Origin of the sequence: Streptomyces sp. SID5910 (genome assembly GCF_009862125.1) — a bacterium.
Classification (GTDB): domain Bacteria; phylum Actinomycetota; class Actinomycetes; order Streptomycetales; family Streptomycetaceae; genus Streptomyces.
Genome location: NZ_WWHX01000991.1, coordinates 1 through 24,332 on the forward strand (window position 1 = coordinate 1; position 24,332 = coordinate 24,332).

The 24,332-nt window shown below is 72.0% G+C and carries 20 protein-coding genes; 11 read left to right on the plus strand and 9 right to left on the minus strand.

The features are described 5' to 3' along the window. The 3 genes from GTW67_RS35155 to GTW67_RS35165 form a co-directional block, all read left to right on the plus strand. Positions 1 to 1,424 (plus strand): VWA domain-containing protein (locus GTW67_RS35155; protein WP_161168769.1); only part of this gene is annotated, 1,424 nt, incomplete at its 5' end. A gap of 99 nt (positions 1,425 to 1,523) precedes the next feature. Continuing rightward, the gene (gene metG, locus GTW67_RS35160; protein ID WP_161168770.1) at positions 1,524 to 3,140 is read left to right on the plus strand and encodes a methionine--tRNA ligase; all 1,617 of its coding nucleotides are present in this window, start codon (positions 1,524 to 1,526) and stop codon (positions 3,138 to 3,140) included. A gap of 118 nt (positions 3,141 to 3,258) precedes the next feature. Then, positions 3,259 to 3,624: a PH domain-containing protein gene (locus GTW67_RS35165; RefSeq protein ID WP_161168771.1), complete on the plus strand. Its 366-nt coding sequence runs from the start codon at positions 3,259 to 3,261 to the stop codon at positions 3,622 to 3,624. Between the two features lie 63 nt (positions 3,625 to 3,687). Here the strand turns inward: GTW67_RS35165 and aspS are convergent, their stop codons facing one another. Then, a complete protein-coding gene (gene aspS / locus GTW67_RS35170; protein WP_161168772.1) occupies positions 3,688 to 5,451 on the minus strand; it encodes an aspartate--tRNA ligase in 1,764 nt (587 codons plus the stop codon). Between the two features lie 197 nt (positions 5,452 to 5,648). On the opposite strand from aspS, the gene GTW67_RS35175 reads away from it, so the two are divergent. Further along, positions 5,649 to 7,838, plus strand: coding sequence for a SpoIIE family protein phosphatase (locus GTW67_RS35175; protein ID WP_161168773.1), 2,190 nt, complete (start codon positions 5,649 to 5,651; stop codon positions 7,836 to 7,838). Here GTW67_RS35175 and GTW67_RS35180 read toward each other — a convergent pair. From GTW67_RS35180 to GTW67_RS35190, 3 genes are all read right to left on the minus strand, one after another. After that, positions 7,745 to 8,854 (minus strand): AI-2E family transporter, encoded by a 1,110-nt coding sequence (locus tag GTW67_RS35180; RefSeq protein WP_161168774.1) that lies wholly within the window; start codon positions 8,852 to 8,854, stop codon positions 7,745 to 7,747. The two genes, GTW67_RS35175 and GTW67_RS35180, sit on opposite strands and share 94 nt — an antisense overlap. 71 nt (positions 8,855 to 8,925) lie before the next feature. Continuing rightward, positions 8,926 to 9,903, minus strand: a complete 978-nt coding sequence (locus tag GTW67_RS35185; protein ID WP_161168775.1) for a pirin family protein — start codon at positions 9,901 to 9,903, stop codon at positions 8,926 to 8,928. A gap of 146 nt (positions 9,904 to 10,049) precedes the next feature. After that, the gene (locus GTW67_RS35190) at positions 10,050 to 10,517 is read right to left on the minus strand and encodes an SseB family protein (RefSeq protein ID WP_161168776.1); all 468 of its coding nucleotides are present in this window, start codon (positions 10,515 to 10,517) and stop codon (positions 10,050 to 10,052) included. 150 nt (positions 10,518 to 10,667) lie between these two features. Here GTW67_RS35190 and GTW67_RS35195 point away from each other — a divergent pair, with 150 nt between their 5' ends. The 3 genes from GTW67_RS35195 to GTW67_RS35205 all read left to right on the plus strand — a co-directional run bounded on the left by GTW67_RS35195 (position 10,668) and on the right by GTW67_RS35205 (position 14,297). Next, entirely contained in the window at positions 10,668 to 12,494 is a 1,827-nt protein-coding gene (locus GTW67_RS35195) for an acyl-CoA dehydrogenase (protein ID WP_161168777.1), read from the plus strand. Positions 12,495 to 12,626: 132 nt separating this feature from the next. Further along, positions 12,627 to 13,925, plus strand: a complete 1,299-nt coding sequence (locus GTW67_RS35200; RefSeq protein ID WP_161168778.1) for a M18 family aminopeptidase — start codon at positions 12,627 to 12,629, stop codon at positions 13,923 to 13,925. 123 nt (positions 13,926 to 14,048) lie between these two features. After that, positions 14,049 to 14,297, plus strand: a complete 249-nt coding sequence (locus GTW67_RS35205; protein WP_161168779.1) for a DUF6458 family protein — start codon at positions 14,049 to 14,051, stop codon at positions 14,295 to 14,297. A gap of 36 nt (positions 14,298 to 14,333) precedes the next feature. Here the strand turns inward: GTW67_RS35205 and GTW67_RS35210 are convergent, their stop codons facing one another. Beyond that, entirely contained in the window at positions 14,334 to 14,735 is a 402-nt protein-coding gene (locus tag GTW67_RS35210) for a cupin domain-containing protein (RefSeq protein ID WP_161168780.1), read from the minus strand. A gap of 52 nt (positions 14,736 to 14,787) precedes the next feature. Here GTW67_RS35210 and GTW67_RS35215 point away from each other — a divergent pair, with 52 nt between their 5' ends. Both GTW67_RS35215 and GTW67_RS35220 read left to right on the plus strand, forming a co-directional pair. Beyond that, positions 14,788 to 15,810 (plus strand): helix-turn-helix domain-containing protein, encoded by a 1,023-nt coding sequence (locus GTW67_RS35215; RefSeq protein ID WP_161168781.1) that lies wholly within the window; start codon positions 14,788 to 14,790, stop codon positions 15,808 to 15,810. Continuing rightward, entirely contained in the window at positions 15,807 to 16,313 is a 507-nt protein-coding gene (locus GTW67_RS35220; RefSeq protein ID WP_161168782.1) for an LURP-one-related/scramblase family protein, read from the plus strand. Before GTW67_RS35215 ends, GTW67_RS35220 begins: the two co-directional genes overlap by 4 nt. Before the next feature lie 7 nt (positions 16,314 to 16,320). Here the strand turns inward: GTW67_RS35220 and GTW67_RS35225 are convergent, their stop codons facing one another. Next, positions 16,321 to 17,115, minus strand: coding sequence for a nitrilase-related carbon-nitrogen hydrolase (locus GTW67_RS35225; RefSeq protein ID WP_161168783.1), 795 nt, complete (start codon positions 17,113 to 17,115; stop codon positions 16,321 to 16,323). A 188-nt stretch (positions 17,116 to 17,303) separates the two neighbouring features. Between GTW67_RS35225 and GTW67_RS35230 the strand changes: the two genes are divergently transcribed. Further along, positions 17,304 to 18,128 (plus strand): maleylpyruvate isomerase family mycothiol-dependent enzyme, encoded by an 825-nt coding sequence (locus GTW67_RS35230; RefSeq protein ID WP_161168784.1) that lies wholly within the window; start codon positions 17,304 to 17,306, stop codon positions 18,126 to 18,128. Positions 18,129 to 18,265: 137 nt separating this feature from the next. On the opposite strand, the gene lhgD is transcribed toward GTW67_RS35230, so the two are convergent. Both lhgD and GTW67_RS35240 read right to left on the minus strand, forming a co-directional pair. Next, the gene (gene lhgD, locus GTW67_RS35235) at positions 18,266 to 19,480 is read right to left on the minus strand and encodes an L-2-hydroxyglutarate dehydrogenase (RefSeq protein ID WP_161165531.1); all 1,215 of its coding nucleotides are present in this window, start codon (positions 19,478 to 19,480) and stop codon (positions 18,266 to 18,268) included. Between the two features lie 94 nt (positions 19,481 to 19,574). After that, complete coding sequence (locus tag GTW67_RS35240; RefSeq protein ID WP_161165532.1) at positions 19,575 to 20,999, minus strand: NsdA family TPR-like regulatory protein; 1,425 nt, start codon at positions 20,997 to 20,999, stop codon at positions 19,575 to 19,577. 711 nt (positions 21,000 to 21,710) lie between these two features. Here GTW67_RS35240 and GTW67_RS35245 point away from each other — a divergent pair. After that, positions 21,711 to 23,837 (plus strand): asparagine synthase-related protein, encoded by a 2,127-nt coding sequence (locus GTW67_RS35245; RefSeq protein WP_161165533.1) that lies wholly within the window; start codon positions 21,711 to 21,713, stop codon positions 23,835 to 23,837. A 15-nt stretch (positions 23,838 to 23,852) separates the two neighbouring features. On the opposite strand, the gene GTW67_RS35250 is transcribed toward GTW67_RS35245, so the two are convergent. Beyond that, positions 23,853 to 24,332, minus strand: a 480-nt coding sequence (locus GTW67_RS35250) for an NPCBM/NEW2 domain-containing protein (protein ID WP_202437310.1), incomplete at its 5' end; no start/stop codon positions are given.

The following is a 24,332-nucleotide window of genomic DNA, read 5'->3' on the forward strand; positions in this document are numbered from 1 at the left end:
TGGAGCCGAAGCTCCCGTCCCAGCCCACCGCGCCCGAACAGCCGCCGGCACCCACCCCGGAGACCGCCCAGGTCCCGGAACCCCGCACGGACTCGGACGAACACGAACTGGTCAAGGCCGCCTTCACGAACATCGCAGTCCCCAAACCAACCGAGTCCCCGGACCCGACGACCACCCCGGCGCCTGCGGCCGAGACCGAACCCGACCCGAAGCCGGCGCCTGCGCCTACGGCCGAGGCCGAACCCGACCCGGAGCCTGCGCCTGCGCCTGCGGCCGAGGCCGAACCCGAGCCGAAGCCGGAGCCTGCGGCCGAGGCTGAGGCCGAGGCCGAGCCGGAGCCGAAGCCGGAGGCTGCGGCCGAACCCGAGCCGGAGCCTGCGCCTGCGGCCGAGGCCGAGCCGGAGCCGAAGCCGGAGGCTGCGGCCAAGCCCGAGCGGGAGGCCAAGCCCGAGCCTGAGCCGGAGGCAGAGGCAGAGGCAGAGGCAGAGGCAGAGGCCAAGCCTGAGCCGGAGGCAGAGGCAGAGGCCGAAGCAGACCCCACCCCTGTTGCCGAGGAGCAGCCCGCCACCCCCGAACCGGCAGCCGCCGACGGCGAGGACACCCCACAGGGGCCACCCGCACCGGACAACGAAAGCCGCACGGGTGGTGCGGGTGGGAACACAGGGGCCGAAGGCGAAGCCGAGGCGCAGCCCACCACCCCCGAGCCCGCAGCCGCGGACGGCGAAGCCGAGGCCAAGCCCGCCACCGTCGGCGAAGCCACCCCCAAGCCCGCCACCCCCGCGGCCCGCCTCCGCGCCACCGCCCTGACCACCGCCTACAAGGCCGCCGGCACCACCCTCAAGAGGCACACCCTCACCGGCACCCGCGCCAAGGTCTACCTCGTCCTCGACCGCTCCGCCTCCATGCGCCCGTACTACAAGGACGGCTCCGCCCAGGCCCTCGCCGAGCAGACCCTCGCCCTCGCCGCCCACCTCGACACCGACCCCACCCTCCACGTCACGTTCTTCTCCACGGACGTGGACGGCACCGGCGAGCTGACCCTCACCGACCACGAGAACAAGATCGACGAGCTGCACGCGGCGCTCGGCCGCATGGGCCGCACCAGCTACCACGCCGCCGTCGAGGCCGTCCTCACCCACCACGCCAAGGAAACGGCCCCCGGCACCCCCGCCCTGGTGGTGTTCCAGACCGACGGCGCCCCCGACGCGAAGACCCCCGCCACCCAGGCCCTCACCGACGCCGCGGCGAACCACCCGAACGTCCACTTCTCCTTCGTCGCGTTCGGCGACCCGGAGAACAAGGCGTTCGACTACCTCCGCAAGCTCAAGACGCCGAACACCTCCCACTTCCTCGCCGGCGAGACCCCCAAGGAGCTCACCGACAAGGAGCTGTACGAGGGCGTACTCGCGGCCTGGCGCCCGTAGCGGCACACGCACCGGGGGGTGGACAGGGGGCCGGCGCCCCCCGTCCACCCCCCGAAACGCGTGTGAGCCGACCTCCCCGGGACCAGTAGGATTTCGCCCATGGCGGCCACTGGAAACGAGAAGCAGGGTGGCAAGGCGTTCTACGTCAGCACCCCCATCTACTACGTCAACGACGCTCCTCACCTGGGCCACGCCTATACGACCGTCGCAGGCGACGTGCTCACCCGCTGGCACCGCCAGCGCGGCGAGAAGGTGTGGTACCTCACCGGCACGGACGAGCACGGTCAGAAGATCATGCGCACCGCGGAGGCGAACGGCGTCAGCCCGCAGCAGTGGGCGGACAAGCTCGTCGACGAGTCCTGGAAGCCCCTCTGGGAGCACCTCGACATCGCGAACGACGACTTCATCCGCACCACGCAGAAGCGGCACACCGACCGCGTCCAGGAGTTCGTGCAGGACCTGTACGACAAGGACGAGATCTACAAGGGCGGCTACGAGGGCCCGTACTGCGTGGGCTGCGAGGAGTACAAGCTCCCCGGCGAGCTGCTCGACGGCGAGGGCGAGTACGCGGGCCAGAAGCTGTGCCCGATCCACAAGAAGCCGGTGGAGATCCTCAGCGAGGAGAACTACTTCTTCAAGCTGAGCGAGTACAGCGAGAAGCTGCTCGCCCACTACGAGGCCAACCCGGGCTTCATCCAGCCCGAGTCCGCGCGCAACGAGGTCGTGAACTTCGTCCGCCAGGGCCTCCAGGACCTCTCCATCTCCCGCTCGACCTTCGACTGGGGCGTCCCGGTCCCCTGGGACGACAAGCACGTCATCTACGTGTGGGTCGACGCCCTGCTGAACTACGCGACGGCGGTCGGCTACAACGAGAACCCGGAGAAGTTCGAGTCGACGTTCCCCGCCGACGTGCACCTCGTCGGCAAGGACATCCTCCGCTTCCACGCGATCATCTGGCCGGCCATGCTGATGGCGCAGGGCCTCCCGCTGCCCGGCAAGATCGCCGCCAACGGCTGGCTGATGGTCGGCGGCGAGAAGATGAGCAAGTCCAACCTGACCGGCATCAAGCCGCAGGACCTGACCTCGCACTTCGGCGTGGACGCGTACCGCTGGTACTTCCTGCGCGCGATCGCGTTCGGCCAGGACGGCAGCTTCTCCTGGGAGGACTTCTCCGCCCGCTACACCAGCGAGCTGGCCAACGACTACGGCAACCTCGCGTCCCGCGTCGCGGCCATGGTCGGCAAGTACTTCGGCGGCGAGCTGCCGGCCGCGACGGCCGACGGGGACGCGGAGAAGGCGATCCACGACGGCCTGACGAAGGCGGTCGCGGAGGCCGACCGGAAGATCGGCGAGGAGCTGGACTTCCAGGGCGGCATCCTTGCCGTCTTCGACTTCGTCAAGCAGGTCAACGGCTACATCACCGAGCAGGAGCCCTGGAAGGTCGCGAAGGACGACTCGCCCGAGGGCAAGGCCCGCCTGGCGACGATCCTCTACACGGCCGCGGAAGCGCTCCGCGCCGTGGCGGTCCTCCTGAACCCGATCATGCCGGACACCTCCCAGAAGCTCTGGGACTCCCTCGGCGCCGAGGCGTCCCTGGGCGCCCTCCCGGACCAGCCGGTCCAGCACGCCGCGGACTGGGGCCGCCTCCCGGCCGGCGCCACGGTCACCAAGGGCGCGGTCCTCTTCCCCCGCCTTGAGGAGAAGCCGACCGCGTAACGCGTCTGCCACAAGCGAGGGGCCGGGGAGGTAAAGATCTTCTCCCCGGCCCCTCGCTCTGCGAGGATCCCGGCAGACGGCCGGTCGGCCGTCGCCACTCATGTGGGGGGATCCATCCATGGCACTGTTCGGCAACGCGCACAGCATCGACCCGGTCCAGGCGCAGCAGGAGTACGCGCGTCTGCTCGGCCAGGGGGAGCAGGTGCACGCCGCCTACCTGCTGATCCGCGACACCATCCTGTTCACCGACCGGCGTCTGATCCTGGTCGACAAGCAGGGCATCACCGGCAAGAAGACCGAGTACCACTCGATCCCGTACCGGAGCATCACGCACTTCGCGGTGGAGACGGCCGGGCACTTCGATCTCGACGCCGAGCTGAAGATCTGGCTCTCCGGCAGCGCGGCCCCGATCCAGAAGACCTTCACCAAGGGCGTCGACATCTACGAGGTCCAGGCGATCCTGACCCAGTTCGTGGCCCGGTAGGCACCCGGACGGATACGAAGGGGCCCGGCATCGGTGACGATGCCGGGCCCCTTTCGCACACGCCTACTTCGGCTGCGGCTTGCGCACCGTCAGGTGCAGTTCGCGCAGGCGGGTCTCGTCCAGCTCGGTCGGGGCGCCCATCATCAGGTCCTGGGCGTTGCCGTTGAGCGGGAAGGCGATCGTCTCGCGGATGTTGGGCTCGTCGGCCAGCAGCATCACGATGCGGTCGACGCCCGGGGCGATGCCACCGTGCGGCGGGGCGCCGAAGCGCAGCGCGCGCAGCATGCCGGCGAACTCGCGCTCGACGGTCTCCGCGTCGTAGCCGGCGATCTCGAAGGCCTTGAGCATGATGTCCGGCTCGTGGTTCCGGATGGCACCCGAGGACAGCTCCACGCCGTTGCAGACGATGTCGTACTGCCAAGCCAGGATGTCCAGCGGGTCCTGGTTCTCCAGCGCGTCCATGCCACCCTGCGGCATCGAGAAGGGGTTGTGGGAGAAGTCGATCTTCCCCGTCTCCTCGTCCTTCTCGTACATCGGGAAGTCGACGATCCAGCAGAAGCGGAAGACGTTCTCCTCGAAGTGACCGGCGCGCTTGGCGGCCTCGACCCGCACCGCGCCCATGATCTTCGAGACCTCGTCGAACTCGCCCGCGCCGAAGAACACCGCGTGACCGGCGGCCAGCGACAGGCGCTTGGTCAGCTCCGCGACATTGTCCTCGGTGAGGAACTTCGCGATCGGGCCGGACAGCGTGCCGTCCTCGCCGACGCGGACCCAGGCCAGGCCCTTGGCGCCCTGCGAGACGGCGTAGTCGCCGAGCTGGTCGAAGAACTTGCGGGGCTGGCCCGAGACGTCCGGGACGGGCAGCGCGCGCACGTGCTTGCCGGCGAAGGCCTTGAACTCCGAGCCCTCGAAGATGTCGGTGATGTCGACGAGCTCCAGCTGGGCGCGCAGGTCCGGCTTGTCGGAGCCGTACTTCAGCATCGCCTCGCGGAACGGGATCCGCGGGAAGGGGGAGGTGACGTGGCGGCCGTTGCCGAACTCCTCGAACAGCTCCGTCATCAGCGTCTCGATCGGGCCGAAGACGTCCTCCTGCTCGACGAAGCTCATCTCGACGTCGAGCTGGTAGAACTCGCCCGGCGAGCGGTCGGCGCGGGCGTCCTCGTCGCGGAAGCAGGGCGCGATCTGGAAGTACCGGTCGAAGCCGGAGATCATCAGCAGCTGCTTGAACTGCTGCGGAGCCTGCGGCAGGGCGTAGAAGCGGCCGGCGTGCAGCCGGGAGGGCACGACGAAGTCGCGGGCGCCCTCGGGGGAGGTGGCGGTGAGGATGGGCGTCGCCATCTCGTTGAAGCCGAGCGCCACCATCTTGCTGCGGATCGAGGAGATGACCGACGTGCGCAGCATGATGTTGCGGTGCATGCGCTCGCGGCGCAGGTCCAGGAAGCGGTACTCCAGGCGCCGCTCCTCGTTGACCCCGTCCTCGGTGTTGATGGTGAAGGGCAGCGGCTGGGCCGCGCCGAGCAGCTCGACCTCGCCGACCTCGACCTCGATCTCGCCGGTGGGCAGGTCGGGGTTGATGTTCTCGGCACCGCGGGAGACGACCTTGCCGTCGACCCGGACGGTCGATTCCTTGGTCAGCTTGTCCAGCGCCTCGTACGCCTCCGTACCCGGACGGGCGACGAGCTGGGTGATGCCGTAGTGATCGCGCAGATCGATGAAGAGGATGCCGCCCAGGTCGCGCCGATTGTGCAGCCAGCCACTCAGCCGGACGTCGGTGCCGACGTCAGAGGAGCGGAGCTCGCCGCAGGTGTGGGACCTGTACCGATGCATCGTCGTTCATCCAGTCTTCGCGGATCGGGGGCTGTGGTCCACGGAATCTCACGGGGCTCACCTGGTGGCGTGGTCTCGCGGGTCCGTGTTTCACGTGAAACAACCCCAGCGTACCGGGCAGCCACGGCTCGGTTCCTCACCAATACCGCGAGGGCGAGCGGTGGCAGCCTCCGATCACCTCTTCTTACAGTGGGGCAATGCGCACTGGCGAGCCCCTGCCCGAGGTGGGGGAGGTCCTCACCGCCCTCGCGACCGGCCTCTGGCACTGGGACACCGCCGCCGGAGAGGTCACGGTCGACGCGGAGGCCGCCCGGCTGCTCGGACTGCCCGCCCGGGCGGCCCGGCTCACGGAGGCCCAGGTGCGGGCCCGGCTGCATCCGGTGGACTGGAACGAGGTCACCGGGGTGGTCCAGCGGGCCGTCGCCGAGGGCACGCTCGCCGAGGTCCGTATCCGGATCATGGACGAGCACGGCCGCAACGTCCGGGTGGTGCGCAGCCGCTCCAAGCCGTCCTTCGACCGGGAGCGCAAGGCCTACGAGCTGATCGGCACGCTCCAGGAGGTCGTCGATCCGGCGCCCGGCACCCCCGCGGGGCGCAGCGCGGTGACCGGCGACTGGCGCCGCTCGCGGGAGGCGTTCCTGCTGGACGCCGGCCGGGCCCTGGCGGAGGCGCGCTCCACCGCGGAGGTGCTGCGGGTGGCCGCGGGCCTGGCGATGCCGGGGTTCTCCCCGGACGGGCTCGCGGTGTTCGGCGTGTCGGGCGACCACCTGACGGTCATCGGCCACCACGGCCAGCCGCAGAACGACATGAACCCGTTCGTGGACATGCCGCTGGACACCGACTATCCGGCCGCCGAGGTGGTCCGCACCGGCCGTGCCGTCTACCTCTCCTCCCCCGGTCAGTACCGCGCCCGCTACCCGCTCACCTGGCCGCTCGCCGAGCGCTTCGGCCGCCAGTCCTGGGCCTTCCTGCCGCTGGTCGCCGGGGGCCGCACCATGGGCGCCTGGATGGCCGGCTTCGCCTATCCCGTCGCCTTCACGCCGGACGAGCGGTCGGTGCTGACGACCGTGGCCCGGATGCTGGCGCAGGCGCTGTCCCGGGCGGGCGCCGCCGAGACCCAGCGGGAGCTGACCGACGGGCTCCAGCGCACCATGCTGCCCGCGCTGGGCCCGCAGATCCCCGGCATGAGCCTCGCCGCCCGCTACGTCCCCACCGGCGGCGGGCTCCAGGTCGGCGGCGACTGGTACGACATGATCCCGCTGCCCCGGGGCCGCTTCGCCCTGGTCATCGGCGACGTCCAGGGACATGACGTGCGGGCCGCGGGGCTGATGGGCCAGCTGCGCATCGCCCTGCGCGCCTACGCCTCGGAGGGCCACCGCCCCGACGCGGTGCTCTCCCGCGCCTCCCACTTCTTCCACAGTCTGGCCGACTCCGCCGAGGACCCCGCCGACCCGCGCTTCGCGACCTGCTACTACGCGGAGGTGGACCCGGTGACCGGCATCGTGGAGAGCGCCCGGGCCGGACACCTGGACCCCGTGGTGCGGATGGCCGACGGCACGGCGCTGATCCTCGCCACCGAGGGCGGGCTGCCGCTGGGCGTCGACCCGGACTCCGACTACCCGACCTCCCGGCTCGCCCTGGAGCCCGGCGACACCCTGATGCTGTGCACGGACGGGCTGGTCGAGACGGGCGGCCACGACCTCCAGACCGGCTGGCACCGCCTGCGGGTCGTCCTGGAGGAGCACGAGGGCGACCTGGAGGAGCTGGCGGACGCACTCGTCCAGGCGGTGCACGGACCGTCCTCGCACCACACCACCGGCCCCCTGGCCGACCGGCGCGAGGACGACATCGCGCTGGTGCTGCTGTGCTGGCGGGACGAGAGCTGCGGCCACGGCGTCAGCACGGTCGCCCGGCCCCCCGTACGGCGGGCGATGCTGACGGTCGCGCAGGCCGAGCCGGAACGCATCGCGGTCGCCCGGCAGCATCTGCGGGACCTGCTGCACGACTGGCCCGACGAGGAGCAGCGGGACGCGGCGGTCCTGCTGCTGTCCGAGGTGCTGACCAACGTCCTCGTCCACACCGACGCCAACGCGCTGCTGGTCGCCGAGGTCAGCGGGAACCCGGGCGAGCGGCACATCCGGGTGGAGGTCACCGACAGCGGCGACGACCTGCCGCACAAGCGGCGGCCGGGGGAGATGGCGTCCTCCGGGCGCGGCCTGATGCTGATCGAGCTGCTCTCGGACGCGTGGGGCGTCGCCCCGCGCGGCGAGGGCAAGAGCATCTGGTTCGAGTTCTACGAGTCCCCGGACGACGGGTCGGAGGACGCCCCGGAAGGCGGGCCGGACGCGGTGCCGGGACTCGTGGACGCCTCCTCGGAGACCGAGTAGAGCCCCTGGAACTCGTGGACGATCCCGAACGCGGCCGCGGTGAGCGGGACGGCGAGGAGCATGCCGAGGATGCCCGCGACCGACGCCCCCGCGGTGAGCGCAAGCAGCACGACCGCCGGGTGCATCTGCACGGTCCGGCTCTGGATCATCGGCTGGAGCACGTGCCCCTCCAGCACCTGCACCGCCAGCACCACCCCGAGGGCCCACAGCGCGATGACGAACCCGCGGTCGGCGAGCGCGACCAGCACGGCCACGGCCCCGGAGATGAAGGCGCCGAGGTAGGGGATGTAGGCGCCGACGAAGACCAGCGCGCCGAGCCCGACCGCCCCGGGCACGCGGAGCACCAGCAGCCCCACGGTGATGCACACGGCGTCGATGAGGGCGATGAGGGTGGTGCCCCGCATGAAACCCTCGACGGCCCCGAAGGCCCGCCGGGCCATCGCCTCCACCACGTCGGCGCTGCGCCGGGGGACGAGGGCGCGCACCGTGGTGACGGCGCGGTCGGAGTCGCGCAGGAAGAAGAAGACGAGCAGCAGCGCGAGGACCGCCATGGCCAGCATCTCGCCGGCCACGCTCACCCCCGTGACCACTCCGGACGCGGCGGTGCCGCCGAACTTGCCGAGCAGCTCGCGCGCGTTGGAGGCGAGGTCGTGCAGGGAGGTCCCGGCCGTCCCGAAGTGGTCGGCGACGCCCTGGGCCGCCTGCTTGAGCGAGGCGACGATCTGGTCGCCGGTGTCGATGAGCGCGGCGACCACGATGTACACGGCGCCGCCGACCACGGCCACGACGGCGACGCAGGTCAGCCCCGCGGCCAGCGACCGCTGGACGTGCGCCTTCACCAGCCGCCGGTGCAGCGGTCGGAGCAGGGCGGTGCCGAGCAGCGCGAGCAGCGCCGGGGTCACCGCGGTGCGCAGCTCGACGCACAGCCGGATCGCGACGTAGCCGACACCGCTGGCGAGCAGGATGACGACGCACCAGGCGGCGAAACGGCGGACCGGACCGGGAAGCAGGTGCACCGCTCCAGCCGATCACGCACCGGGCGGGCTGTCCTGTGCGGACGGCCCGCCCGGGTGAGACGGTGCGGCCGTCAGGCGTCGGGGCCCGAGGCGGTCATGCCGTGCACCGCGGGGACGGTCCCGAGGCGGCCCTTCTGGAAGTCCTCGAAGGCCTGCATCAGCTCGTCCTTGGTGTTCATGACGAACGGACCGTAGTGGGCCATGGGCTCCCGGATCGGCTGCCCGCCCAGCAGCACGACCTCCAGGTCGGGGGTGTGCGCGTCCTGCTTCTCGTCCGCGCGCACGGTCAGCGAACCCCCGGCGCCGAAGACGGCCGTCTGCCCGAGGTGGACCGGACGCCGCTCCGCGCCCACCGATCCGCGCCCGGCGAGCACGTACGCGAGGCCGTTGAAGTCCTCCCGCCAGGGCAGCGTGACCTCGGCGCCCGGCGCGAGCGTGGCGTGGACCATGGTGATCGGCGTGTGCGTGATGCCGGGGCCCTCGTGGCCGTCCAGCTCACCGGCGATGACGCGCAGCAGCGCGCCGCCGTCGGGGGAGGTGAGGAGCTGCACCGAGCCGCTGCGGATGTCCTGGTACCGCGGGGCCATCATCTTGTCCTTGGCCGGGAGGTTCACCCACAGCTGGAGGCCGTGGAACAGCCCGCCGGACATGACCAGCTGCTCCGGCGGCGCCTCGATGTGCAGCAGGCCGGAGCCGGCCGTCATCCACTGGGTGTCGCCGTTGGTGATGGTGCCGCCACCGCCGTTGGAGTCCTGGTGGTCGAAGATCCCGTCGATGATGTAGGTGACGGTCTCGAAGCCCCGGTGCGGGTGCCAGGGCGTGCCCTTTGGCTCTCCGGGCGCGTACTCCACCTCACCCATCTGGTCCATCATGATGAACGGGTCGAGATGGCGGTAGTTGATCCCGGCGAACGCGCGGCGCACCGGGAAGCCCTCGCCCTCGAAACCGCCGGGCGCGGTCGTGACGGTGAGCACGGGACGGGCGACGGCGTCGGCGGGCGCGGATACACGGGGCAGCGTCAACGGGTTCTCGACGGTCACGGCAGGCATGTCGACCTCCTCGGGCGGCGTGCGCCCCACTTTAGTTGAGCATTGAACTTCTTGTCACCTCGAACCACGAAAGCCCGGAGGGCATTCCCTCCGGGCTCGTCCTCACGACCGCGAACGACGTCCAGCCGTCTGCGAAGCAATGGCGTCTAGCCATACATGCGGCGCATCGCGAAATCGACCATCTGTTCGACGGCCTTCGCGTCGAACACCATCCGGTGCTCGCCCTCCATGTCCAGCACGAAGCCGTAGCCGGTCGGCAGCAGGTCGATCACCTCGGCGCCGGTGATCACGAAGTACTTGGACTCCTTGCCGGCGTACCTGCGCAGCTCCTTGAGCGAGGTGAACATCGGGATCACCGGCTGCTGGGTGTTGTGCAGCGCGAGGAAGCCCGGATTGTCGCCGCGCGGGCAGTAGACCTTCGAGGTGGCGAAGATCTGCTGGAAGTCCTCGGCGGCCATCTGCCCCGTGGTGAAGGCGCGCACCGCGTCCGCGAGCGAGGGCGGCGACGGCTCGGGGTACAGCGGCGGCTGCTGCCCGTACCCGCCGGGCATCGGCTGCTGCGGCGGGGCGTACTGCTGCTGCTGAGGACCCGCGGTCTGGTCGTAGCCGTACATGGCGCACAGCGTAACGAGTAACGAGTCACAGATGGGCGGTGCGGGGTTGCTTCTTATTACCGACGGGTAGCATCATCGGAGCTACTAGTTGGTACGTGTATCAGGTGCGAGGAGTCAGTGCCTCGCCGTTCTCTCAACGGAGCCGTCGCCATGGGGCACTACAAGCCGAATCTCCGGGACATCGAGTTCAACCTCTTCGAGGTGCTCGGCCGTGACAAGGTTTACGGCACGGGCCCGTTCGCGGAGATGGACACGGACACCGCCAAGAGCGTCCTCGAGGAGCTGTGCCGCCTCTCGGAGAACGAGCTGGCCGAGTCCTTCGCCGACGCCGACCGCAACCCGCCGGTCTTCGACCCGGAGACCAACACCGCGCCGGTCCCCGCGTCCTTCAAGAAGAGCTACCAGGCCTTCATGGACTCCGAGTACTGGCGCCTCGGCCTGCCCGAGGAGATCGGCGGCACCACCTCGCCGCGCTCCCTGATCTGGGCGTACGCGGAGCTGATCCTCGGCGCCAACCCGGCCGTGTGGATGTACTCCTCCGGCCCGGCCTTCGCGGGCATCCTCTTCGAGGAGGGCAACGAGGTCCAGAAGCACATCGCCTCGATCGCCGTCGAGAAGCAGTGGGGCTCCACCATGGTCCTCACCGAGCCGGACGCCGGCTCGGACGTCGGCGCCGGCCGCACCAAGGCCGTGCAGCAGGAGGACGGCTCCTGGCACATTGAGGGCGTGAAGCGCTTCATCACGTCCGGCGAGCACGACATGTCGGAGAACATCCTCCACTACGTCCTCGCCCGCCCCGAGGGCGCCGGCCCCGGCACCAAGGGCCTCTCGCTCTTCCTCGTCCCGAAGTACGAGTTCGACTTCGAGACCGGCGAGCTGGGCGAGCGCAACGGCGTCTACGCCACCAACGTCGAGCACAAGATGGGCCTCAAGGCGTCCAACACCTGCGAGATGACCTTCGGCGACCGCCACCCCGCCAAGGGCTGGCTGATCGGCGACCGGCACGACGGCATCCGCCAGATGTTCCGCATCATCGAGTTCGCCCGCATGATGGTCGGCACGAAGGCGATCTCCACCCTCTCCACGGGCTACCTCAACGCCCTGGAGTACGCCAAGGAGCGCGTCCAGGGCCCCGACCTGGCCAACTTCATGGACAAGACCGCGCCCAAGGTCACCATCACGCACCACCCCGACGTCCGCCGCTCGCTGATGACGCAGAAGGCGTACGCCGAGGGCATGCGCGCGCTGGTGATGTACACCGCGTCGGTCCAGGACGAGATCCAGGTCAAGGAGGCGAACGGCGAGGACGCCTCGACCGAGCACGCCCTCAACGACCTGCTCCTGCCGATCGTCAAGGGCTACGGCTCGGAGAAGGCCTACGAGCAGCTCGCCCAGTCGCTCCAGACCTTCGGCGGCTCCGGGTTCCTCCAGGAGTACCCGATCGAGCAGTACATCCGCGACGCCAAGATCGACACCCTGTACGAGGGCACCACGGCGATCCAGGGCCAGGACTTCTTCTTCCGAAAGATCGTCCGCAACCAGGGCGCCGCGCTGAACTCGCTCGCCGAGGACATCAAGAAGTTCCTGGCGCTCGCCACCGGCGGCGAGGAGCTGTCCGGCGCCCGCGAGCACCTGGCCAAGGCGGCCGTCGAGCTGGAGGCCATCGTCGGCCTGATGCTCACCGACCTCGCGGCCACCGAGCAGGACGTCAAGAACATCTACAAGGTGGGCCTCAACACCACCCGCCTGCTCCAGGCCTCCGGTGACGTGATCGTCGGCTACCTGCTCCTCAAGGGCGCCGCGATCGCCGCCGAGAAGCTGCCGACCGCGTCCGCCAAGGACAAGGCCTTCTACACCGGCAAGATCGCGGCGGCGAAGTTCTTCGCGGCCAACGTCCTGCCCGGCCTCACCCTGGCCCGCAAGGTCGCCCAGGGTGTCGAGCTGGACCTGATGGAGCTGGACGAGGCGGCGTTCTAAGGTCCTCCCCGGACGCCCGAGAGGTTCCTTCCGCGGCCTTTCGGGCACTCTCCACAGACCCCACACACCCTCACGAGGGCCCGCTCCCGCTCGACGGGAAGCGGGCCCTCGTACGTCGTTAAGGTGAACCCCATGAGCGCACCCTCCCGCTTCGACCGCGGCCACACCGACGACCTCATGACCTTCCTGGCGGCGAGCCCGACGCCGTACCACGCGGTGGCGAACGCCGCCGCGCGGCTGGAGAAGGCCGGTTTCCGGCAGGTCGCGGAGACGGACGCCTGGGAGGGGACGAGCGGCGGCAAGTACGTGCTGCGCGGCGGCGCGATCGTGGCCTGGTACGTCCCCGAGGGCGCGACGCCGCACACCCCCTTCCGCATCGTCGGCGCGCACACCGACTCCCCCAACCTGCGCGTCAAGCCGCGGCCCGACAGCGGTGCGCACGGCTGGCGCCAGATCGCCGTGGAGATCTACGGCGGGCCGCTGATGAACTCCTGGCTCGACCGCGACCTGGGCCTGGCCGGCCGCCTCTCCCTGCGCGACGGCTCGACACGGCTGGTCAACGTCGACCGCCCGCTGCTGCGCGTCCCCCAGCTCGCCATCCACATGGACCGCAACGTGTCCACGGACGGCCTCAAGCTCGACAAGCAGCGCCACCTCCAGCCCGTCTGGGGCCTCGGCGACACCGTGCGCGACGGCGACCTCATCTCCTTCCTGGAGGAGGAGGCCGGCCTGGAGTCCGGCTCGGTCACCGGCTGGGACCTGATGACCCACTCCGTGGAGCCCCCCGCCTACCTGGGCCGCGACCGGGAGCTGGTGGCCGGCCCCCGCATGGACAACCTGCTGTCCGTGCACGCCGGTGCCGCCGCCCTGGCCGCCGTCGCCGGCTCCGGCGCCGACCTGCCGTACATCCCCGTGCTCGCCGCCTTCGACCACGAGGAGAACGGCTCCCAGTCGGACACCGGCGCGGACGGCCCGCTGCTCGGCGGAGTGCTGGAGCGCTCGGTGTTCGCGCGCGGCGGCTCCTACGAGGACCGGGCCCGCGCCTTCGCCGGCACCGTCTGTCTGTCCTCCGACACGGGCCACGCCGTCCACCCCAACTACGCGGAACGCCACGACCCGACGCACCACCCGCGCGTCAACGGCGGCCCGATCCTCAAGGTCAACGTCAACAACCGCTACGCCACGGACGGTTCGGGCCGTGCCGTCTTCGCCGCCGCCTGCGAGCGGGCCGACGTCCCCTTCCAGACCTTCGTCTCCAACAACTCCATGCCCTGCGGCACGACCATCGGCCCGATCACCGCGGCCCGGCACGGCATCCGCACCGTCGACATCGGCGTGGCCATCCTGTCGATGCACAGCGCCCGGGAGTTGTGCGGCGCCGACGACCCGCACCTGCTGGCGAACGCGCTGGTGGCGTTCCTGGAGGGCTGACCTCCGCGCCGCGCTCCCGCCGGAACACCCCTGTATCGCATGGGCGTTCCGGTCGGGGGTACCCGCACGGAACCGGATCGACCGGAAAGCCGGACCGACCGGATCTACAGGGAGGCGACACTCATGGGCCTCGGCGGGTGCATCATCCTCATCGCCGTGGGAGCCATCCTCACGTTCGCGACCGACTGGGACATGCAGGGCGTCAACCTCGACCTGGTCGGTGTCATCTTCATGATCGTCGGCCTGATCGGTGTCGCGACCTTCAGCAGCATCGCCCGGCGCCGCCGCGTCGTGATGCCGCCGACGACCCCCGTCGTCGAGGAACGGCCCCACCACACACGCGACGGCTACACCGACGGCTACGGCGCCTGAGCGGCGGCGTGCGGGTCAGGCGTGCGGGTCAGGCGCTCACGCCGGCCGCGCCAGCGCGTGTCCCGTCGTCGCGTCCACATGAGCGGGCACCTCGTCGTGCCGGTCGCCCACGGTCGACGTCCCAGTCGGCTCCAGGAGCAGGATCTCCGTGGGGACCGGGGCGTACGGCTTGTGCTCGGTGCCGCGCGGGACGGTGAAGACCGACCCCCTGGGCAGTACGACGGTGCGCTCCGTGCCGGATGCGCGCAGGGCGATGTGCAGTTCGCCGTCGAGGACCAGGAAGAACTCGTCGGTGTGGTCGTGCACGTGCCAGACGTGCTCGCCCTCGACCTTGGCGACGCGCACGTCGTAGTCGTTGACGGTGGTGACGATGCGAGGGCTCCACTGGTCGGCGAAGGACGCGAGGGCGGAGGCGAGGGAGACCGGTTCCTGTGACATGACGTCATCGTGCGGGGTGCCGCGACCGGCGGAACAGTGCTAGGAATCGCACATGCCGCAAGGATCCTCTCAGCACCAGCCGCCCCAGCCGTCCCCACGCCCGCACCGGGTCGCCGTGATCGTCGACGAGGGCACCAACCCGTTCGAGGTCGGCTGCGCCACCGAACTGTTCGGACTGCCGCGCCCCGAACTGGGGCTGCCCGGACCGCTGTACGAGGTCACGCTGTGCGGCCCGACGCCCGGCATCCGCATGAACCACGGCTTCCTCACCCTCACCGGCGTGCCCGGTCTGGAGGCCGCCGACGGGGCCGACACGGTCGTCGTACCCGGCCGGCCGGACAACGTCGTGCCGCGCGTCCCGGCCGTCCTGGACGCCGTCCGGCGCGCGCACGCCCGCGGCGCCCGCGTCGTCAGCCTGTGCACCGGCAGTTTCGCGCTCGCCGAGGCCGGGCTGCTGGACGGGCGGCGGGCCGCGACGCACTGGATGTGGGCGGACGCCTTCCGCCGGCTGCATCCCCGGGTGCTGCTGGAGCCGGACGTGCTCTTCGTGGACGAGGGCGACATCCTCACCGCCGCGGGCAGCGTGGCGGCGCTCGACCTCGGGCTGCACATCTGGCGCCGGGACCACGGCGCCGAGATCGCCAATGCCGTCTCCCGGCGGCTGGTCTTCGCCGCGCACCGCGACGGCGGGCAGCGGCAGTTCGTGGAGCGCCCCGTGCCCGACGTGCCCGACGCCTCGCTCGCGCCGCTGCTGGAGTGGGCGCAGGAGCGGCTGGGCGAGCCCCTGACGGTGGCGGACCTCGCCGAGCGCGCGGCGATGTCGCCGGCGACCCTGCACCGCCGCTTCCGCGACCAGCTGGGGACGACGCCCCTCGCCTGGCTGACGGCCGAGCGCGTGACCCTGGCGCGGCGGCTGATCGAGCGCGGGGAGGAACGGCTGGACGTGGTGGCGGCCCGCAGCGGCCTCGGGACCGCCGCGAACCTGCGGGCCCGGCTGCGGCGCGAGACCGGACTCAGCCCGTCGGCCTACCGGCGGCGTTTCGGAGCGGGCGCCGGGGAACCGATCAGGCCATGAGATTCCTCGTGTACGACCGGCTCCTCGGCTTCGGTGACGACTACTGGATCGAGGACGGCAACGGCAACAAGGTGTTCCTGGTCGACGGCAAGGCGATGCGGCTGCGGGACACCTGGGAGCTGAAGGACACCCGGGGGCGGGTGCTCATCGACATCCACCAGAAGATGTTCGCGCTGCGCGACACGATGGTGATCGAGCGGGGCGACGAGCCGCTGGCGACCATCCGGCGCAAGCGGCTGTCGCTGCTGCGCAACCACTACCGGGTCTCCCTGGCCGACGGCACCGAACTGGACGTCAGCGGCAAGATCCTCGACCGGGAGTTCGCCATCGAGTACGACGGCGAGCTGCTGGCCGTCATCTCCCGGCGGTTGCTGACCGTCCGGGACACCTACGGCGTGGACGTCGTCCGCGACGACGCGGACCCGGCGCTGCTGATCGCGCTGACCGTCTGCGTGATCCACCTGGCGGAGAAGGAGCGGGAGAAGGACCGGGAGGACGACTGACACGCAACTAGGGCCTGGGCGTCTCCAGGCCCAGCACCCGGTCCTTCAGGGCCGGGAACTGCTCCCGGGTCCGCGCCACCTTCGCCGGGTCGAACTCCACGGTGAGGACCTCCTCGTCCGCGCCGGCCTGCGCCAGCACCTCGCCCCACGGGTCGACCACGATCGAGTGACCGGCCTGCGGGACCCCGGCGTGCGTCCCGGCCGTTGCGCAGGCGAGGACGTACGCCTGGTTCTCCACCGCCCGTGCCTGGGCCAGGAGCGTCCAGTGGGACCGGCGGCGCTCCGGCCAGCCCGCCGGGACGACCAGGGTCTCGGCGCCGGCGTCGACGAGGCCGCGGAAGAGTTCGGGGAAGCGGAGGTCGTAGCAGGTCGCCAGGCCGAGGGTCGTCTCGGGCAGACGGACCGTCACCAGTTCGCTCCCGGCGCCCATCAGCACGGCCTCGCCCTTGTCGAAGCCGAAGCGGTGGATCTTGCGGTAGGAGGCGGCCAGGTCGCCGGCGGGGGAGAAGACGAGGGAGGTGTTGTAGAGCTGTCCGTCAAAGTCGCGCTCGGGGACGGACCCCGCGTGCAGCCACACACCCGCGTCGCTCGCCGCCTTGGCCATCGCCTCGTACGTCGGGCCCTCCAGCGGCTCGGCCTGCCCGTCGAACTCCTCGAAGGCGAACGCGCCCGTGGTCCACAGCTCCGGCAGGACGACGAGGTCGGCGCCCGCCTGATCCCTCACCAGGGCGGCCGCTCGCGCACGGCGCGCTTCCACCGTTTCGTCCTCGTTCACGGCGATTTGGATCAAAGAGGCGCGCACACTACCACCGTCCTGGCATTCGAGCCGTCCACTCGGGCCTACGATCGTCACACGAAAGCACTGCCGGGGTGCCGCACAGCAGCGTAACTTAGCGTCCCAAGACGCCCGCCGACCGCAGCCGCAGCCACCTCCCACTGGCACCGCCGCCACAACCTGCCCGTGTACCGACCGCCGAGGGGTCCCGTTCCGTGAGTCTGCATCCCACCCTCCAGCCCTACGCCGACGCCTGGACTCACTCCATCGAGGCGATATCCGAGCTGGTCCAGCCGCTTGTGGAAGCAGAGTGGAACCGTCGCACCCCCTGCCCGGGCTGGTCCGTGCGCGACATCGTCTCGCACGTCATGGGCCTGGACTCCGAGATGCTCGGCGACCCGCGCCCCATCCACACGCTCCCGCGCGACCTGTTCCACGTCACCAACGAGCAGCAGCGGTACACGGAGATGCAGGTCGACGTCCGCCGCCACCACACGGCGCCCGAGATCACCTCCGAGCTCGAGTACATGATCATCCGGCGCAACCGGCAGCTGCGGAACGAGTCACGGGACCCGGGCACCAAGGTCCGCGGCCCGATGGGCACCGAGCTGACGCTGGAGGAGTCCATGCGGCGCCACGCGTTCGCCGTGTGGGCGCACGAGCAGGACCTGCGCACGGCCCTCGGCCGCCCCGGCAACCTCGACTCCCCCGGCGCGCTCGTCGCCCGTGACGTGCTGCTGGCCGAGCTCCCGGCCGTCGTCGCCGAGCGGGCGGACGCGCCGCGCAGTTCGGCGGTCGTCTTCGACGTGCACGGACCGGTCGAGTTCCTGCGCACGATCCGCGTCGACATCCAGGGCCGCGGCACCCTGGAAACGGCCCCGGCCCTCGGCCCGGCCGCCACCCTCACCCTCGACTGGGAGACCTACGTCCGCCTGGCCTGCGGCCGCGTGACCCCGGACGCGGTGACGGACCGCATCAAAACAGAGGGCGACCCGGACCTGACGTCGGCGATCCTGCGCAACTTCACGGTGACGCCCTAGCTGCGGGCAGCGGCGGCTCCGTGGCGTAGCTGCGGGCAATCGTGCCGCTGGGGCGGCACGGGTGGGCGCAGCGGCACCCGGCCATCGCCGGTGAGAGCCACCCACCCCCGCTGAGCACCCACGCCGGGCACCCTTGATCAAGAAACGTCGCCCAACATGCTGAGCGCCCGCCGCCCCACCTCCCGCCCAACCGGCAGCGCCGCCGTCGCCGCAGGAGACGGCGCGTTCAGCACATGCACCGTCCGCGCCCCCTCCTTGATCAGGAAGTCGTCCACCAGCGTCCCGTCCGCCAGCACCGCCTGCGCCCGCACCCCCGCCGGCGCCTCCACCAGGTCGCCCTCCGTCACCGCCGGCAGCAGCCTGCGCACGGCCGACGTGAACGCCCCCTTGGACAGCGACCGCCGCAGCTCCCCGGCGCCGTACCTCCAGTGGCGCCGGGCGATGCGCCACGAGCCCGGCCAGGCGAGCGTGGCACCCAGCTCGCGCGGTCTGACCACACCCCACCCGTAGCCCTCCCGGGCCAGCGCCGGCACCGCGTTCGGCCCGACGTGCACGCCCCCGTCGATGCCGCGGGTCAGGTGCACGCCGAGGAACGGGAACGCCGGGTCCGGCACCGGATACACCAGGCCCCGCACCAGCTCCGGCCGCGCCAGCTCGTAGTACTCACCCCGGAAGGGCACGATCCGCATCCCCGGGTCGTCCCCCGTCATCCGCGCGACCTCGTCGCAGTGCAGGCCGGCGCAGTTGACCAGGACCCGGGCGCGGATCACGTCGCCGGTGCGGGTGCGGACGGCGACCCCGAGGTCCGGGCGCCGGTCGACGCGCAGAACCTCCGCGCCGTAGCGGATCTCCGCGCCCGAGGCCCGGGCCAGCTGCCGTGCCACTCCGACGTAGTCGCAGACGCCGGTCGTCCCGACGTGTATGGCGGCCAGGCCCCGGACCTCCGGTTCGTACTCGGGGATCTGGGCCGCGCCCAGCTCCCGCACCGGGATGCCGTTCTCCCGGCCGCGCTGCACGAGCGCGTGCAGCCGGGGCAGCTCGGCCCGCTCGGTGGCGACGATCAGCTTGCCGGTGACCGCGTGGTCGATGCCGTACTCCGCGCAGAACTTGACCATCTCGGCGGCGCCCCGCACCGCGAAGCGGGCCTTCAGCGAGCCCGGGCGGTAGTAGACGCCGCTGTGGATCACGCCGCTGTTGCGGCCGGTCTGGTGCCGGGCCGGTCCCGGCTCCTTCTCCAGCACCGTCACCCGGGTGCCCGGCGCGGTGCGCGTGATCGCGTACGCCGTGGACAGGCCGACGATGCCGCCGCCGATCACCAGCACGTCGCAGTCGTATGCGATCCCGGTCCGCACGTGTGCCACCTTCCGGTCCCTTCCCGGTCCGTCCCCCGGCTTCGATAGTGCACTGCGCCACTGACAATGCCCGCAAACCCGTGCGGCGCCGCAGTCAGGCCGGGGTGACCAGGAGCGGCCGGGCGCGCTCGCGGAGCTCGACGACGCGCGGCTCGTCGCCGTACGGCTCCAGGCGGTGCAGGAGGTCCTTCACGTACTCGGTGGTGCGGGCCGAGGAGATCCGCCCGGCGACCTCGACCGCCCGCACGCCCTGCTCGCAGGCCGCGTCCAGGTTGCCGGACTCCAGCTCGGCCACCGCCGAGACGACGAGCCTGAGGCCGTGCGAGCGTACGAACTCCTCCGTCGGCTGCGACAGGGCCTGCTCGGTGAAACGGCGGACCTGGCGTGGTGCCTTCAGGTCGCGGTAGCACTCGGCCGCGTCGGCGGCGAACCGGTCGTAGGAGTAGAAACCCAGCCACGACGGGTCGCTGTCGCCGGGCCGGGCCCGTTCCAGCCAGCTCTCGGCGGCCTTCAGGGCCGCCCCGGCCGCCACCGCGTCGCCCGCGCGCGCGTGGGCGCGTGCCTCGACCAGGCGGAAGAAGCTCATCGTGCGGGCCGTGGCGAGGCCCCGGTTGCGTTCCAGGGCGGCTTGGGCGAGGTCCACGCCCTCGTCGCCGAAGCCGCGGTAGGTGGCCTGGAGGGACATGGAGGCGAGGACGTACCCGCCGAGCGGGACGTCGGCCGCGGCGCGGGCCAGGCGCAGGGCCTGGATGTAGTAGCGCTGGGCCGCCTCCTGCTGGCCGGTGTCGAAGGCCATCCAGCCGGCCAGCCGCGTCAGTTCGGCCGAGGCGCCGAACAGGGCGCGGCCGACCTCGTCGGAGTAGGAGCCGAGGAGCAGCGGGGCCGCCTCGACGCGTAAGCACTCGGGGACCATCGACGAACGCCAGTCGCCGCCGCCGTACTTGGAGTCCCAGCGGCGGGCGTCCTCGGCGGCCTCCCGGAGTTTGCGTACATCGCTGTGGCCGACTTTGAGCGGTGCGCCGGAGCCCTCGGCCGGGCTCGCGTCACGCGCCACCGAGCTGTCGGCCGGGGTTATCAGCCACCGTGAGGCGGGCGTGGCGTACGCGCTCACCGCGAACGATCCGGCGAGCGACTGCCAGATGCCGCCACCTCCGGCCCGGCGGCCGGCGAGGTCGAGGCGGTACAGCTCGGTGGCGGACGTGACCGCCTGTCCGACGTCCCGCGGGAAGGCGAGGCCCACCTCGGGGGCGGGGTCCGCGTCCGCCAGGCCGATCTCGTGGAGCGGCACCGGACGGCCGAGCTTCTGGCCGATGGCGGCGGCGATCAGGTGCGGAGCCGCACCCTGCGGCACCATGCCCTTCGACACCCAGCGCGCCACCGACGTCTTGTCGTAGCGAAGCGTCAACCCGCGCTGGGCGCCGAGGTCGTTGACGCGCCGGGCGAGTCCTGCGTTGCTGATTCCCGCGAGGGCGAGAACGGCGCCGAGCTTTTCGTTCGGCCCGCGTTGCTCCCTGGACATGCGCCACCCCTCGACACAGACGGCTGCCGCACTGGCATAACCACGCGGCATTCGTAAACCCAGCGTAGTTCGCCGCATCCCATGCGTTAAGAGGCATTGTTCCGGATGGCGGGATTGTGGTCCGTACTGAAGTGCGGTGTCTGTACGGACTGTTGCCGTGTGCTCCCGGTGTGTGGCCGTGCGCCCGTCCGTGCGCTCTTCTCCGGCCACCTGGGGAGCGGTTCCATGGCGGTGCGTGGGTCGGCCCGCTGTACTGGGTCCAGTGGGCTGGGGGACGCCGCCGCCTACATCCCCGCGGGCGGCGGACCGGTCCGGGAGGCGTGGCCCGTCTCCCGGACTGCGCACCGCCGGGCGGTGCGCAGAGCCTGCACGGAGCGTGTTCAACACCGTGTGTAGGGCGCCGATTTGGCCAAAAATGGCCCCCGCGTTTACGGGGCTTCGGCGCCCTCACCATGGGACTTGAGGGCGCGCCGGGTAGCCAAAGGGCGCGTTCCGGGGGCGCATTCGCGTCGTCGGTGCGAGCCCCCCGGTGGACCGCCACGCCGTGCCCGGCGGGCGGCGACCGGGAGTTGACGCCCTCGCACGGGCCTTGGCGGGGGCGCATTCATGGGAGCACACGCGGCTCCGCCGACGCTCTGCGGCGCGCCCTTCATGGCAGCATGGGGAACCAGTTCGTACGGTGCACTGGTTCCCCGGCCTGTGGAGGCGTCGATGCGGTGGTTGGTGGGGTGGAGCAGCACCGCCGTGGGAGCCGCGGGAGGCGCGGGGGCCGGCGGCTCCGCCGGGGCCACCGGGTACGACGGTGAGACGGTGCAGCCCGTGGGGTCCCAGCTCCTGTGGGGCGACCCGGACCCCCTGTGGGCGGTCGGCGACTGGCGCCCCGACGAGGTGCGCGTCGTCACGGCCGACCCCCAGACCCGGATCGCCGTCCTCGGCATCTGCGGCGCCTCCGACGAGCAGCTGCGCGTCGGGCTGTTCGCCGCGCGCGGCGGTGCCCTGCGGCACCTGACGGCGTGGCCCGGCAGCTACACGGCGGTCGTCCAGGTCGGCCGGCGGATCACCGTCTGCGGCGATCTCGCGGGCGCACGGCCCGTGTTCCACACCCCCTGGGCCGGCGGCACGGCGTACGCGACCGCCGCGCTGCCCCTGGCCGACCTCGTCGAGGCCAACCTCGACTTCGGGCACCTCGCCGCGCTGCTCGCCGCCCCCGACGTGCCGGCCGCGCTGGACGACTCCACCCCGTACGACGGCGTGAAGCGCATTCCGCCGGGGCATGCGCTGATCCTGCGCGCCGGGGCGCGCGAGATCGCCGGATACGAGCAGGTGGCCTCGCTCGCCGTGGCGGCGCCCGCCGCCGACCCGGGCAGAGCCGTGGACGGCGTGCGGGACGCCCTGGTGGAAGCCGTACGCACCCGCCTCGCCGCGCCCCGGCACGTCCCCGGCGACGGCATCGACCCCGGCCCGGTGCCGGGCATGGGCCCCGCCGAGCGGCGCGCCGCGCGCGGGATGCCGGTGCCCGGGATCGGCGCCGACCTGTCCGGCGGCCCGGCCTCGGGGACGCTGGCGCTGCTGGCCGCCGGGCTGCCGGGGATGCCGGGCACCGTGCTCGGACACGGCACGGGCGCGGGCGAGCGGCTGCTCGCCGTCACCTTCAACGACCTGGCCGTCGGCGGACGCGAGTCCGAACTGGAGCGGGCGGGCGCGCTGGCCGCCAACCCCCGGCTGCACCACGTGGTCGTCACCGGCGGCGAGGACGTCCTGCCGTACACCTCGCTCGACGGTCCCCTGACCGACGAACCGGGCTCCTGCCTGGTGTCGGCGGCACGGCACCGGGCGCGGCTGGCCGCCGGCAGCGCGGACCACTTCACGGGCTACGGGGCGCGGCAGGTGCTCGACGCCCATCCGGCCCGGCTCGCCGACCTGCTGATGGACCGCAAACGGCGCCATCTCGTCCGCCCGGTCGCCGCGCTCGCCAAGGCCGACGGCTCGGTACTGGTCCCCGCGCGCGTGTACGCCGCCGCCCGGCGCCTGTCGCGCACGCCCTACCGCACGGGCGTCGAGGGACTCGCCGAACGGCTGCTGCGCCGGCGCTTCGACGAGGCGGCCGTCGGGGGCGGCGGTGCGATGGAGGCGTCGCTCGCCGTGCTCACCTGGGCCGGGCCCGGACCGGCGGCGCGGTGGCTGACCGGAGAGGCACTGGCTGAAGTATCGGTTCGCCTCCAGGCGTCCACCCAGCGGTCCGGCGTCGGCCCGGGACAGCGGCCCGGCGACTTCCGGGCGCGTACGGCACTGGCCCGGCAGGCGGCCGAGGTGCGGGTCCTTGAGCAGGCCGCGGAGATCCGCTTCCAGCGGCTGCACGCGCCGTTCCTCGACAACCAGGTCGTCCGCGCCTGCCGCGCCCTGCCGGAGGCGCTGCGCGTCCAGCCCGGGGCACGGGCCGCGATCCTGCGCACGGTGCTGGAGGGCGCCGGGGTGAGCGAGCTGCCCAGCGGGTGGGGCGCGCCGACACAGGCGCTGGCCGCCTCCGACGCGCGCACGGGACTGCGGGTCGCCGCCGACTCCCTGCTGGCCCTGTTCGACACGCCGCTGCTCGCCGAGGCGGGACTGGTCGAGGCGCGGGTCGTGCGCAAGGCGGTGCGCGGGGCGGCCGCGGGCGAACCCCTGCCGCTGGACGGGCTCGCCGGCCTGGTCTCCCTGGAGCTCTGGCTCCGCCGCCTCCTCGCCCGCCGGGGCACCTGCTGGACCGGCACCCCGGCACGGCAGCGCGCGGTCCCCGGGGGCATCGCGCCGCAACGGGGTGCGCTGGGCGGCGCGGGGACGGTGGCGCGCCGGGGCTGACGGCGCCCGGACGCCCTACGCGCAGGTGAAGCGCGACTGCGCCCAGTCCGCGAGCGCGACCGAGTCCAGGTGGCTGTGCGGCTCGGCCACCAGCCGTACGGTCTCGCGTCCGGAGAGGTCCACATGGACGGGCACCGCCGGGTCCCCGCCCTCGACCGTCCCGGAGTTCCACAGCCGGACGCCGTCCGCGTACACCGAGAAGTCCACCTTGCCGAGCTTCAGCGTCAGGTCGTCGACGCCGACCAGGGCGTCGTAGGACGAGCAGGAGCGGTTGAGGTCGATGGTGACGGAGGAGCGTCCGTTCACGGTGACCCCGTGCGCGTACCGCACCTCGCCGATCGACAGGGCGGAGCGCTGCCACACCCAGCTGCTCCCGGCCAGCCGCATCTCGGGCCCGGTGCCGTCGCCGGTCAGGTCGTACGCCAGCTCGCTCCACCGGTAGACGGTCGGCGGGGGAGGCGGTGTGGGCGTGGGTGCGGGGGGCGGGGTCGGTGT

Excerpts from the sequence above, each read along its gene's own strand:
- GTW67_RS35205 (WP_161168779.1), top strand. The coding sequence starts at position 14,049 with ATGGGCCTCGGCGGGTGCATCATCCTCATCGCCGTGGGAGCCATCCTC.
- GTW67_RS35165 (WP_161168771.1), top strand. The coding sequence starts at position 3,259 with ATGGCACTGTTCGGCAACGCGCACAGCATCGACCCGGTCCAGGCGCAG.
- GTW67_RS35190 (WP_161168776.1), bottom strand. The coding sequence starts at position 10,517 with ATGTACGGCTACGACCAGACCGCGGGTCCTCAGCAGCAGCAGTACGCC.
- GTW67_RS35215 (WP_161168781.1), top strand. The coding sequence starts at position 14,788 with ATGCCGCAAGGATCCTCTCAGCACCAGCCGCCCCAGCCGTCCCCACGC.
- GTW67_RS35200 (WP_161168778.1), top strand. The coding sequence starts at position 12,627 with ATGAGCGCACCCTCCCGCTTCGACCGCGGCCACACCGACGACCTCATG.
- GTW67_RS35240 (WP_161165532.1), bottom strand. The coding sequence starts at position 20,999 with ATGTCCAGGGAGCAACGCGGGCCGAACGAAAAGCTCGGCGCCGTTCTC.
- GTW67_RS35220 (WP_161168782.1), top strand. The coding sequence starts at position 15,807 with ATGAGATTCCTCGTGTACGACCGGCTCCTCGGCTTCGGTGACGACTAC.
- GTW67_RS35195 (WP_161168777.1), top strand. The coding sequence starts at position 10,668 with ATGGGGCACTACAAGCCGAATCTCCGGGACATCGAGTTCAACCTCTTC.
- GTW67_RS35245 (WP_161165533.1), top strand. The coding sequence starts at position 21,711 with ATGCGGTGGTTGGTGGGGTGGAGCAGCACCGCCGTGGGAGCCGCGGGA.
- GTW67_RS35185 (WP_161168775.1), bottom strand. The coding sequence starts at position 9,903 with ATGCCTGCCGTGACCGTCGAGAACCCGTTGACGCTGCCCCGTGTATCC.
- GTW67_RS35175 (WP_161168773.1), top strand. The coding sequence starts at position 5,649 with ATGCGCACTGGCGAGCCCCTGCCCGAGGTGGGGGAGGTCCTCACCGCC.
- GTW67_RS35210 (WP_161168780.1), bottom strand. The coding sequence starts at position 14,735 with ATGTCACAGGAACCGGTCTCCCTCGCCTCCGCCCTCGCGTCCTTCGCC.
- aspS (WP_161168772.1), bottom strand. The coding sequence starts at position 5,451 with ATGCATCGGTACAGGTCCCACACCTGCGGCGAGCTCCGCTCCTCTGAC.
- metG (WP_161168770.1), top strand. The coding sequence starts at position 1,524 with ATGGCGGCCACTGGAAACGAGAAGCAGGGTGGCAAGGCGTTCTACGTC.